A 12,869-nucleotide genomic window follows, 5' to 3' on the forward strand; every position below is an offset into this window, starting at 1 on the left:
GTCCTTCTTTGAGGATATACACTTTATCGGAACGCATCTTTATTCTCTATAACAGTTTGGTCAGATTTTAAAGTATTCATCAATATTCGCAGACTGTTCCAGATATCATCATATGCTTCTTTTGCAGCCATTGTATTTTCAGTGAACGTTCCAGGTTTTATTTCCTTTTTTTCTATAGAATCCTCTAATTTAGTCAGCTTCTGATCAAGCTGGTTTAAATACGACATATAAGCGTCCTGATCTATGCCGGAAGATAGATACAAAGTTACAATATCATCCAGGCTGGAACAATAATCCTTTATGTCAGAAAAACTGCTGAATTTATCAATAATCCATTCGTCAGCATCCACTTCACCAGCAGTACATCGAAAGAGCATAAAAAAATAATAGAAAAAAAAGAGGGATTTTTTTCGCATAACCTTTCTCCTAAAAAAGGGCCACAGGAAAACACTTGTAGCCCTGCTGAACAACACTATAGTGGTTCAGTTGTCAAGACAAAAATCTAAGCTTTTTATAATGAACTGATATATGTAACTGGGTAGGGGGAGAAAATCCCCCTTAGGCTGCATGATCATCCAGTAACAGGATCGGATAATAGCAGGATGCCGGTGTCTGATTATTGAGTGCAGAATGACAACGTTCAAAGTTGTAAGTGTGCACATATTTACCGATTGTCTTCTGTGCTTCTCTGATATTGTTATATTGGGTCAGATATGCTTCCTCGTACTTGAAGCTCCGGAACCATCGTTCAATCATGATATTGTCAGCCCAGCGGCTTTTACCATCCATGCTTTGACAGATCTGGTTCTCTTTGAGAAAATTCATGTACTCATTGCTTGTAAACTGACAGCCCTGATCCGAATTCAGGATAACAGGTTTTGCTACCATAAACGCCTTCTTTAGCGCAGTCATGACCATTCTGGTATCCAGAGTATCATCGACTTCCCATCCAACGATACAGCGGCTGTACCAGTCAATCACAGCTGCTAAATATAAAAATCCATGTTTAATGGCGATATATGTGATGTCGATTGACCATGCCTGATTAGGACGGTCGATAACGGCGTTACGTAGCAGATACGGGCAGACTTTAGCCTGTTGCATACGTTTAGAAAGGTTCATTTTTGGATAGATTGGATCAATCCCCATTTCATTCATATAACGGCGCGTTTTCCGGCGGCCAACCTGGTGCCCTCGTTTCTTCAGTTGAGCAGACAGTTGTTGTGCTCCCCAGGCCGGGTTATCCGTGTGTAATCGATCTATGATCGATTTGCAATCTAACTCCTCCTGAGATATGGGCGTGCCCTTGTAATAAACACTGGTACGATTGATATCAAGAAGCGTAGCTCCTGTTTTAACTGGAAGTTCTTTTTCAAAAGGTTTTGGACTAAATTTACTCTCGTAGTCAGGTCCAAGTGTTTCTTCATATTTTTTTCAACCAATCCACCTGCATGGTGAGCTGGCCAACTTTTTTCGCATATTCAGCTTTTTCCTTGCGCTCTAAAGCGAGTTTTTCTTTCAGATTATCCTCTCGTGTGTCATCAAAAACCACGGATGCTTTATCGAGGAATTCCTTCTTCCAGTTGCGGAGAAGATTTGGCTGAATATTGTTTTCGCTTGCAATTGTATTTAAGTCTTTTTCTCCTTTGAGCAGTTCAACCACTAATTCTGATTTGAATTTGGCGGAGAAATTTCTTCTTGTTCGAGACATAATAATGATCCTTCTTTCTGTAGTGCTTACAGTATATCAGATTCATTAAGAAATGTCTCTTGAAGTGTCTTAAATTACGATACCATTATAATTTGTCTATGTATTTTCCTACTTCGTTAATTAATTTCTGATCTGCCATACTGACACCGCCCATTTTATATCTTTGCCACAATTCAATTTATGTTAAGCTCTTATTTTATTCAAAGAATAACATATTTTTTCGCTTTTGAAGTCGCTTATCAAGCGACATTTTTACTCTTCTGGAAGCAGCCAGCTATTTTTTACTTCCACAAATTCTCGTTCTGCATTTTCACCAATGCATATATTTTTCCAATTGGTTACTTCTATGCTATGCTTTCCTTTACAAAATTTGTTTTCATAAAGATATACCAGGAAAGCAAGGCTGGCACATTGTTTTCTTATTTTGATGCGCTCTCTTATATCCAGTTGTTCTGCAGTTCTGGAATTTGCATTTGTATAATTTTCTAAAAGTCTAAGAACAGTTCCAATATTTCCCATAACTTTAGAAGAGAATTTTTTTTCTCTTCGATAAAACAGATTATGTAAAAGGATTAGAAAATCCTCTAATCCTGGCTCTTTATGGCATTTTGCGAGCTTAAACAATTCCAATAATGTTTTATTGATAATTCGTTCTTCTGTTATTGTTTCCAGGCATCTTCCAGTAGCCATTGTAGCAGAATATACCATATTTGAATCCATTTCATACATAATCTCTAGCATTTTCTCCAAAAATTTAGGAACTGTTTCTTCTGCAAGAAAAACTGCCTCCACTTCCCACGTATAAATTCCGTCTTTTTCAAAAGCTTTTAATAGTTTTAACAGCTTTTGTGCAAATTTTTCTTCAATATTTTTCCAGCCATTTCTCCCAAAAGAAGTAATGGCACAAATCATCATTTTTAGTTGCCATTTTGATAAGTCAATTTGAAAATCATATCGAATATTTTTCCAATAACCCAGTAAATAAGAACTACAGGAAATGAAAAGTTCTAAGAACCATTCTTTTTCCTCTTTTGTCCAGCAATCTACATAATATCGATTCCAGATTTCCAATTGCTTCCAATAAGAAATTTCCGATAAATTTCCACCTTTTAATTCATTTTTACAAGTTTCTACTACATGATCATTTATGAAATAGTTTTTGATTCTTGTAAGAGGATCAATTTGTGCAGGATGGGGCCATTTCATAAACGTAAACACATAGTATTGTTTCATGTTCGGTAACTGCGTTTCTGAATCCAATTCCTTCCAGAGTAGATCGCCAAATTCTTTTTCCTGGTTTTCTGACAATTTTTTCCATTCGAACAGTTGCCCCATTCTGGCTAATATGGAGGTACGGTCAGTATCAGGCTGTTGCGCATTTTGAAAAATATTTTTTATAAATTGGGGTCCTATATAAGATTTTTCATACAGATTTTTGGATAATTCATACTCTGTAAATACATCAAAGGGATCTAACTGTTCTGCGAGGGAATCTTTGTTCCTTTTTTTTAAAGAACAGCTTAATAGTTCATTTAGTCTCTTACGTTTCACATCATCATTAGTCTGACGCATGATGCAGGAAATAAATGGATTTAATAAACGACCGTCTTTTACCACTTCTTTATTTATTAGCAGAACCATCAGAGAAATCAATTTTTCCTGCTGTAAAGGCTCTAATACAACTGATAATTTTTCTAAAATGGGAAATCCCGCCACGATAAAGGAAGTATAGATGTTTTTATCATAATAAAAATTGCATTTTTTAATCTCTTCGAGGTTATTGGTTATTGCATTACATATGTACTGATAAAATTCATCCATTTCTTTTCGGTCCCAGGATTCAATTGTTTGTCTTGTCAGACATTTATGAACGGTGTCAGCTTTTCCAAAACGAAGAAGTAATTGCCAGCTATACTTCGGATGATCCTTCATAATACTCTTGATCAGAAATTCCAAATAATTCTGAAACAATTTTGTATGTTGTAATGGAACTGGAAATCCACAGTACTCCATGCTTTTGAAAACGGTGTAAGTTTCCCAACATTGATTATCTGACTGAATCAGTGTAATAGATTCACGGTTTAAATCAAACTTTGGATCTGGTATTTCTTTTTTTAGCCAAATTAGAACTCCGTTCTTGAAAAGCTCTTTTTCCTTCTCCAAATTATAGTATTTTTTATAATCAGATATTTCCTGGTATATTCCCTGGCATTTTTTTCGAACTGATTCCTCAAAGGGATCTTTTTCTTGCAATACATAAGCCTTTACATATAACGTACAGGTCAGAATACAATACAAATATACTCTTTTTTGACTAGCTTCTTCTGATAATTCCTTTCTTTCTTTTTGAATGCATTGGATTAGGTGGTCAATTTTTTTCAATGCTTCTTCATAGTGTCCCATTTCTACCTGTATCCCGATAACTCTTAAACAAATATCATATGGCTTTCCTTCCAGGGAATACAATGCTAATTTTAGCGCAACTTTTTCCAATTCCATGTTATTAAAATCATGGAGAATATCTTCAAAGTTCAAATAATCTTTTCCATCTGGCCTATCTATTTTAGAATTACAGAGTTCTTTATAGATTTCCTGCCACTTTTCTTCATTTCCGTTTTGCCTGTATTGTTCCAACAGGAATAATCCGATTGTAAACCATTTTGGATTTCGCTCTGGATCTGATATATGTCTCTCTTTTTTCACACTCCATATATTATAAATATCTTTTTTCATATTTTTATCCCAGGGAAGACATGCTTTTTGATAACGATTTGTATATTCATAGGCAAAATCCAAGAGTTCAGCAGCATAAATACTATCATTTTTTAAATCGATGACGTTACAATATAAAAGGTCTTTTCTATTTGTATAGGTTTTCACTTTTTCCCGTATATCTGCAGGAATTACCAGCCATCCGGGATATTGCATAAATTCTTCTTTCCATTGTGTAGTTAATGCGATTCTTTCTTTTCTTTGAGTCTTAGGCTCTCCTGCTATGCCGTCTATACTGGTATATTTAATATCCCAGATAAATTCTTCTTGTACATTTCTAGCGTTTTCATAATGTTTTTTATTCTCTGTTTCTGATTCCGCATTTTCTGTTTCGGAATCATTACTGGATTTCCATTGTTTATTTCTGTAATATGTATTGGGGTTTATATCAACTCGGATGTCTTCTGGTTCTGTTTGACCGTACAATTTTTCGGAAATAACTGTGATATTATGTTTTTCTAAAAGAGAAAGTTGGCTTTTAACTGTTATACCATATAAGGCAATTGCTGTATCTTTTTCCATTTGCTGACTTATTATAAAGCCTACAATTGAATTTCCTTGATCAACTATTACACTTCCAGAAAAACCTTGATAACTTTTGGCTCGTGATTTCATTTCTAAGATAAGCTCTTTATCCACAGACTCGGAATGAAAACCGATAGATATTATATCCAATCCAACTTTTTCCTTATAGCTTTTGCTATATCCTATCATTGTCAATTGTTCTTGAAATTTTATATTCTTTTCAAATAAACAGATTGGGGCAAGTTCAATCTTTTCATCTAGGTAAAGAAAAACCAGTTTATCTTTATCTTTATCAAATTCTGGATCCACCAGAGCTGGTATTTCTTTTAGATTCCCTTTGTTATCATTCCAAATTAAGCGAACATTTTGCATCCAAGTATTTGTTTTTTTGTCATAAATGCAATGTTGTACTGTGACTGCAATATTTCCATCAAGAAATAATACATTACCTTTTCCAGCAGTACTTCTTATCATGCCAATATGTTGATTTAAACAGTCATTACTTATAGCTTTCATCAACGCTTCCGACTCCTTTAAGCCACTTGATTTCATAATTTTTAATTAATTTTGCAGTGAGAGCTGAATTTGCTATTATATTTCCAATTACGGATTTGGCCGGATGATTATGTTTGGTTCCATCTGTTGATAACAAATAATACTTCACTTTTTTATTTTTTATAAATTCCACAGATATATTTTTGGCGGATCCGTGATGAGGAAGTTTTATTACTTCTATTTCATCTGGTAATTTGTCCTCAAAGTATTGGATTGGACAGTCACCTGGAAAAAGCAATTCTAAGCCTTTATACTCAATCAAAAATGCGATAGAAGAACAATTGGTTAACTTAGGGTCAACTTCTTCTTTTTTTCTATTTTCTATGTATTGTTTAGTCCAATCCTCTTCTGCATCTGTGTAAGAAATATTCTCTTCATATACATCCAAATCTGGTTCTTCATTCAAATAAAATCCCTCAAAAGCAGCATCATATAATTTATTTTGAGAAACGTCTACTTTTCTTAACTTATCTTTTAATTCTTTAATCCAGGATTCTCCCATTCGTGTCAGAATTTCAGGTTTTGGATTCAATATCATAATTTTAACATCTCCAAATTTAACTACCTGATTATTCGTTACCATTCCATTTTCAACAGAGAAATTCCAAGCATACTTACCTGATTGTATCAATTCTGTTAAATCACTTCCCGAAACATAGCTTATATTTTCTTCTCTGTTTTCATCTTGCATAATGATTATTTCGGGAGCCATATCTTCTAAAACAATTTCTGTTTGTAGGTCCATCTTCTGTTCCATTTTACGGTTGGCAATACACTGCTTCAATCCATTAAACCAGATTTCATTAATCCCAATAATATTTGGATTCTCAGAAGTTCCATTCTCTCTTAGCAATGCTTAATGCCATTAATATGGTCATCATCTACATGGGTGACAATAACCAAATTTAAACGTTTTCCATCTTTTTTCAATTTTATTAGAAAGTTCTTTAAAAAATCTTGATAAGTTTTTACGTAGCCACCATCAATTAACATTCGAAAATTTGCATTTGTAAATTCTATATAGATACAATCTCCCGATCCGGCTGGTAGCATTTGTATACAAATATCATTTATTTTCATTGCTTTACCACATCCATTTCTACTTTCTGCAAACAGAAGTTTTGTTATTCTTAAGTAAGTTCTTTTTTCCAAAATTTAGCGTCCATAATGCTGCATTACCTGAATCTTCTTATTTATGCAGAGTCATCTCCGTTTAAAATCCCCTGCATCTGCATAGTTTCCCACCTTGTAAAGATTTTGGAAAAAAGCGTATTTCTTTTGAAAAGGGCAAGTCTAAACAGACCTGCCCTTTTGTAATAGTTCCTCATTTATTTTGCTACACACAAATTCTCATCAATCCATTTCTGGACATCTTTTTCGCTGAGATTTACGGCTTTCGCAATTTTGTTAACTGGGATTCCCATTTCAGCCAGCGAAAGGATGGTTTCTTTTTTGGCTTTTAACTCGCCCATTTCTATACCACGTTTCTCTCCGCTTTCCATTCCCTCACTATAGATTTTCTCCATTTCATGGCACATAAGTTCCACCCCTTTCTGTGTCTCCTTCAATTCATATACTCGTTTTGCAAGAATTGGACTGTGCATCTCATCTGCCTTTTTACAGTGTAAATCATGCATCAGCTTTCCAAGTTCTGTATCATCCTGTTTCCTGGAATTTACATATATGATATGTGCTTCATCTTGAAAAGCTTCATTTAATTCTTTGATTTGCCGGTCAATGTGGTAAATGGGAAGTCCATATCCAAGAATATCGTCCCGAGTAATAAAAATTACATAGCTTTCCGGCAGTTCCTCAAAATCCTGTCCGGGATTTAAGGTATTCATATCCATCAGTCCACTATGGTACCGGGCTCTTTTTGGGGAAGCTCCTTCATTATCCTGCTGGATTTCCACATCAAATTGTTTGCCTGTGGAATCCCTGGCAACGCAGTCCATTACTGCGGAGCGTCCCTGCAAATTTTTATAATCTTTTTGGATTACCTGATCAATCACGTGTAAATCCTGTTTCTCCATAATGACCTGCAGAACATATTCCAGACATTCTCTTTTCTTGAACACGTTTCGCATAAATATATCACTCATGAGTGTAAATTCTTAATAATGCCTTTGTATTTTTCGTAGCGTGACTCTAAATCACTGTTTAATAGGGTGTTTTCATCAGCCATTTACAGCAATCACCTCCTGACATTTTCGATTGATGAATGTGAAAGTGTTTTTATCTAATTCTATCTTAACATTAATGGAATTCCTTTACAAGATACTTTTTATGATGAGTGAACAGATGTAATAGAAAATAAATTTTAGTAACACTTTCTCGTATAAATACTATTTTGCGTTATTTGCAATCAAATAGCACCATGTAACACAATATGTCATTCCATAACACTATAAGGAAAATACCAGCAATAGCCGTCTGGAAAGCGAACTGCAACCACAATAAGTATTATTAGATAACTGACAGATTGCATAAAAACCTGTCTTTTACAGAAATATCAATTTTTGTCACATAAAAGAGGCATGATACGAAGTCTGAAACGGAAAATCGATTGCAAAAGGTGGTCAAAAATGGCCTTTTGTCAAAGGCTTATTTTGTGTTATTGAATCCCTTTTAAGCTTAAATAACACAAAATAATACAAAATGATACAGATAAAAAGGTAGGAAATAACATCAAATAGTACTAAGTGATTTTAAAAGGTAGTAGGTAAAAAAATCGTGTCCTAGACATCCGGAAAACAAAACGCCACACGGACATCTATCCCGTCTAAATTTTTCATCACAGAGTTGACCTCCCCGCCGATGTAGCGGGCTGCTTTGTCAACACTAAGTAATATTTCGTCACTAAGTGCTAATTTTCTCATTCTTTTCCTTTCACGATTTGTCACTATTTGCCAAATACAGAACTTCTTCTGTTTAGATTTGGATAGTGACTTTTTTTCTGAATAAGTGGGAAAAATAATGCTCATTTTTGAACCTATTTTTACCCCGAAAACGGCATTTGGTCACTGCGGTACCGGCAGTGGTATATACCGTTAATTATCCTATTATAATACAGGTCATTTCAGAAATTCAAGAGAAATCGTGTGCTTTTGTGGAAATGGTGAAAATTGTCTGCTGTCCCTCCTTTTTTTACAGGATTCTTTTTTTCAATACTAATATGTCATATTTTTTTGTTTCTGTCAAAAAATGTCGGGGTACTTGTTTCTTTGTGGTTATCTGCTTTCTTGGAAAAACCTTTCTTAAATAACCATTCTTAAAAATATTACATATTAAATGTGTAAGTATTCTATAAATATATTTCTTTGTATGGACATCCACCTTACAGGATTAATATGTCATTTATTTGAAATTTTATCAAAAATTTTCATAAAAGATCGGATTCTGAGCGAAAATCGGACAATATATAACTGAAATATAGTTAAATGCTTAGCCAATGATGGCAGAAAGGAAAAAAGAATGAGAAAAGAATCAAAAGAAATGGCTGTTACAGCCACAACAATGAAAAAAGAGAAAAGGAACGAAAATGCTGCAACTACTTTTGTCAATTACCTGGAGAGCTGGTACCAGAACGAATACCTTCCGAATTCAACCAGCAGCAGTACGGATGCTTACTACCACTGGATGATCTTCAATGTCATTGAACCCAACCTTCCGGATAAGGAGCGGGCGGTTGACGATATCGATGCAGAATATCTGAATGCTCTTTTGGCACGTATCGACCGAAAAAATGAAAATATGGCTGCTTCGGCATACCGTTTTCTGCGTGTTTTTATAAAGGATAGTTTTGAACCAGATACCGGAGATTATGAACTTTTCTTTCAATTAAAAAAATATTCTGTTTTGGAAAAAGATCCTGTCCTTTATACACCGGAACAGCTTACCTGCTTATTATCAGCTGCAAAGAAAGACAACACCTCCCACTATCTGGAATATGCCCTGGCGCTTTACTGCGGGCTGAAACCAGGGGAAATCCTTGGACTTAAATATGACAGCTTCGATCCGGAGACAGGCACGGTAACGATCTGCGGGCTGCATGCACGGAATTATGTGTCTGCTGACAGGAATGGGGGTGATAATAGTCAGAGTCTCAAATACAGTGGCAGAAAGCTCCGTTCAGACAGTAATTACCGTACTGTGCCTGTTCCGGAATTTTTATTTGATGAGATCGGGAACCGGAGATATCTGAATGAGGGCATTCTTCTGAGATATCCCGGACTGGCCGAAGAAGGCGCCCTGTGCCTTGGTCCATATGGAAAAGTCAAGACGCTTCCCACACTGAATACCAGACTGAAAAAGATCACACAGTCCTATGGCCTGCCCCGCATCTCCCTTGGAGATCTGAGATATATGTATCTCGCAGATCTTATCAAAAAGGAAAAACAGTTTAAAAAGATCATGGAACTTTTCGGATATGCAAATCCTTACCGGATGCTGAACCTCTGCCAGCAGATCGCGGATATCCAGGGAGAGACTTTAACTGTAAACGTTCCGTTTCCTGAGATATTTTATTATAAAATGTAAAGCTGATTTTAATCATAAAAATAATTCCAATAAGCATGAGTATCGGGAAGCTGGTAGGGTTTCTGTTCCACATTGCACTGCCTTTTCGGTTCCACGCAGCCCTGTTCCTTCGATAAAAGATGATGGGCCAACACATACTCTTCGATTATCTTTGAGATGTCATAGGTTTCCTGTTTCTGGGAGGCTACATAGATCCTGCTGGTAAAATCCGGGCTGTAATGTCCAAGACATTTAGAGATCGTTTTCATGTTGACCTGGTACTGTGCGAGGACTGTGGCATAGGTATTCCGGAATTTTCTCCAGGGCAGCCGGGAGATCCCGCTCTGTTCCATCAGGCGGTTGTAAGACTTGATATAAAAACTACGGTTATGGCACTGCCCGTTTTCATGACAGCAGATGTAGCCCAGATCCAGGAACTCTGGATCAGAAGCTTTGCGTTTTTCGTAGCGCTGCCGTTCCAGGAGGATCTCATCCAGGACAAAATCAGCTAGTACTACTGCCCTTTTGTTGTTTTTGTTTTCAGTGGGAGTTCACTGCACAGTACCGGCCTGTTTTCCTGCTGTTTTTCCATGTACAGGTCCTTTCCAAGCTGGCGTTCCACAAAAAGTTTCTTGCCAAGGAAATCAATATCGCTGTACCGGAGTCCGGTGATCTCAGAAATCCGCAGGCCGGCAGTGACGGCAAGGAGCATGGGCAGATAAATCATGGGTTCCTGCTGTTTACACAGATATAAAAGATGGGCAGCTTGTTCCACGGTATAAACCTGCTGCCGGGTATCCACTTTTTTCTTCTGGCATGGCTGTTTTACTTCGGAAGAGATCCCGGTATAGATATCTCTGGAAAGATAGTTGTGTTTCCGCGCATAGCAAAGGGAAGCCGTGACGACACCCGCCGCAGTTCTTAATACTCCCGGATGGGGAATACCAGACAATGCCTTTACCAGGTCTCTTCTCTGCAGCGCATCCAGCTTTTTATGGCCGAGTTTAGGAAGCAGATAGTTTTCTATGATATTCCGGTAAGCGTTGTAGGTATTATAAGTGATCCTTTTTTGACCGAGCATATGATGGTAAAACCAGAAATCATAAAACTCTTTCACGGTATAAGAAAAAGGGATGAAACTGCCGTTTGCGATTTCCATGAGGGCCTCATCCCTTTCCTGGCGGGCCAGCTGTTTGTTGGAAGAGGCGGCCCGCTGTACCATCTTCACATCGCCGGACTCAAAAACAAGTAAAAGACGGAAACAGTATTTTCGTCTGGCTTTTATGTATATAACATCACCAAGGGATTTCCCGGAGATGAGCCTGCCATAAAAGAAGGTTTCCTTTACCGGCATCTGGGGATAGGGCTCATTCTTTTTCACAGGTTTTTTCCCTCCTTTTTTCCAGCGCCAAGGACCGGATCCAGGGAACCTGCAACGACAGCACCAACTTCAGGATCTGTACATGGAATCCTGTTGCAAAATGCCAGTGTTGTCGTTTGTTTTGTGTGGCCAAGGATACCAGAGACTGTTTCAAGGGAAAAATTCTGTTCGAGAAGAAAACGGGCGAACATATATCTCAGATCACGCATGTTCAGTCTTGGAAGCCCCGTTTCTGTGGTGATCGTTTTTAAAGCGGCTCCTAATGTAACAGTAGATTTTATCTTTGCGATGGGACCGAGGCAAAGATAAGATTTATATTCTGTAGCAGAAGGATATCTTGCCAGGAGTTTCCGGTTTTCTTTTCGTCTGGTAGAAAGTTCTGGAAATAGAAAAAAAGGAATTTTTAAGCTTCGGTTCTGTTTGGTCCCTTCCAGTTTTTTTAACTGGCAGTTCTTCCCGGAATCGTTCAAGGAACAGATCCTCTGGATTGTGATGATCTGTTCCTGTTGCTTGAAATCCGAATACTTCAGTCCGAGGATTTCCCCGGGTGTCAGGCCACAGAAAAGAGCCAGTTGAATCTCCAGGTAATGGTTGGAATTGGAAGCGGCAGTCAGGAATGTGCGAAGCTGTTTCGGGGTATAGAAAACCGGATTTCCGGGAGGCTCCGGATAGTGCCGGATCTGCTGGAAATCTATATCCGGAAGACAGTTGTTTACGCGGGCGTGTTTCAAAGCACTATGCAGCAGCTTATATGCATAATAGCCTCCGTTGCAGCAGTAAGCCTGGCAGGATTCCAGAACCTTATTGAGGTAATCGGGAGTGACACATCCCAAAAGAATATCCTTATGCAGATGAGGCTGGATAATCAGGTTTATGGTCCATTGCTTTTGAACCAGTGTACGGCTGCCATTAGAACCCTGAGCACACACATCATTCAGCCAGTAATCCAGATATTCCGAAAAGGTAAAAGGCATATCCCGCTCTTTTTTCAGTTTAGACAGCTGGTCCTGGTAAGAAGCCAGGGAACGCTTGTAACTCTCTTCTGCTTCTTCCCGGGATGAAAACCCGGTATGACGGCCATACTCGATGGTGTAGATAAGTGGATTTACGGTTTTGGTAAGGTGTCCCCAGGTGCCGTCACTGTTTTGGAAGACGGGGGTTTTGGTTTGTTTTTGCATTGATTCATTTTCTCCTTTGTGATTTTTTTACATGAAATATTTCTTTATCACGAAACATTATATGAAGTTTCTCGGCTATTATCAATACAAAAGTTTCTTAATAACGAATTATTGATGAAGGTAGGGAATATCATGCAGAAACTCAGACCGGATATGAACATTGGCGGGAACATACAGAAAATACGGTATAGCCGAAAGCTTACACAGGATCAAGTGATTGCCAAAATGA

The 12,869-nt window shown here is 37.4% G+C and carries 10 protein-coding genes and 1 pseudogene; 1 reads left to right on the plus strand and 10 read right to left on the minus strand.

From position 1 onward, the window contains the following. Nucleotides 1-23 precede the first annotated feature (23 nt). The 7 genes and pseudogenes from DW904_RS19440 to DW904_RS19465 all read right to left on the minus strand — a co-directional run bounded on the left by DW904_RS19440 (nucleotide 24) and on the right by DW904_RS19465 (nucleotide 7,665). A complete protein-coding gene (locus tag DW904_RS19440) occupies nucleotides 24-416 on the minus strand; it encodes a hypothetical protein (protein ID WP_118583784.1) in 393 nt (130 codons plus the stop codon). Between the two features lie 142 nt (nucleotides 417-558). After that, nucleotides 559-1,359: pseudogene (locus DW904_RS19445) on the minus strand (IS3 family transposase); the annotation flags it as partial. A 64-nt stretch (nucleotides 1,360-1,423) separates the two neighbouring features. Then, nucleotides 1,424-1,711: a transposase gene (locus tag DW904_RS24275; RefSeq protein WP_243110500.1), complete on the minus strand. Its 288-nt coding sequence runs from the start codon at nucleotides 1,709-1,711 to the stop codon at nucleotides 1,424-1,426. A 252-nt stretch (nucleotides 1,712-1,963) separates the two neighbouring features. After that, on the minus strand, nucleotides 1,964-5,524 hold the full coding sequence (locus DW904_RS19450) for a hypothetical protein (protein ID WP_118583786.1): 3,561 nt from the start codon (nucleotides 5,522-5,524) through the stop codon (nucleotides 1,964-1,966). Further along, on the minus strand, nucleotides 5,508-6,416 hold the full coding sequence (locus DW904_RS19455; RefSeq protein ID WP_118583788.1) for a hypothetical protein: 909 nt from the start codon (nucleotides 6,414-6,416) through the stop codon (nucleotides 5,508-5,510). The genes DW904_RS19450 and DW904_RS19455 overlap by 17 nt, the downstream gene beginning before the upstream one ends. Then, nucleotides 6,410-6,715 (minus strand): MBL fold metallo-hydrolase, encoded by a 306-nt coding sequence (locus DW904_RS19460; protein ID WP_147422351.1) that lies wholly within the window; start codon nucleotides 6,713-6,715, stop codon nucleotides 6,410-6,412. The genes DW904_RS19455 and DW904_RS19460 overlap by 7 nt, the downstream gene beginning before the upstream one ends. Before the next feature lie 176 nt (nucleotides 6,716-6,891). Then, on the minus strand, nucleotides 6,892-7,665 hold the full coding sequence (locus DW904_RS19465) for an Rpn family recombination-promoting nuclease/putative transposase (RefSeq protein WP_118583792.1): 774 nt from the start codon (nucleotides 7,663-7,665) through the stop codon (nucleotides 6,892-6,894). A gap of 1,372 nt (nucleotides 7,666-9,037) precedes the next feature. Between DW904_RS19465 and DW904_RS19470 the strand changes: the two genes are divergently transcribed. Next, nucleotides 9,038-10,102: a site-specific integrase gene (locus DW904_RS19470; RefSeq protein ID WP_118583794.1), complete on the plus strand. Its 1,065-nt coding sequence runs from the start codon at nucleotides 9,038-9,040 to the stop codon at nucleotides 10,100-10,102. Between the two features lie 8 nt (nucleotides 10,103-10,110). Here the strand turns inward: DW904_RS19470 and DW904_RS19475 are convergent, their stop codons facing one another. From DW904_RS19475 to DW904_RS19485, 3 genes are read right to left on the minus strand one after another with little or no spacing between them, the layout of a single operon-like run. Then, nucleotides 10,111-10,578, minus strand: coding sequence for a tyrosine-type recombinase/integrase (locus DW904_RS19475; protein WP_118583796.1), 468 nt, complete (start codon nucleotides 10,576-10,578; stop codon nucleotides 10,111-10,113). 17 nt (nucleotides 10,579-10,595) lie between these two features. After that, nucleotides 10,596-11,462: a site-specific integrase gene (locus tag DW904_RS19480; RefSeq protein ID WP_118583798.1), complete on the minus strand. Its 867-nt coding sequence runs from the start codon at nucleotides 11,460-11,462 to the stop codon at nucleotides 10,596-10,598. Beyond that, nucleotides 11,459-12,640 (minus strand): tyrosine-type recombinase/integrase, encoded by a 1,182-nt coding sequence (locus tag DW904_RS19485; protein WP_118583800.1) that lies wholly within the window; start codon nucleotides 12,638-12,640, stop codon nucleotides 11,459-11,461. Before DW904_RS19485 ends, DW904_RS19480 begins: the two co-directional genes overlap by 4 nt. Between the last annotated feature and the right edge of the window lie 229 nt (nucleotides 12,641-12,869).

It is taken from the genome of Ruminococcus sp. AM42-11 (assembly GCF_003480145.1).
GTDB classification, from domain to species: domain Bacteria; phylum Bacillota; class Clostridia; order Lachnospirales; family Lachnospiraceae; genus Blautia_A; species Blautia_A faecis.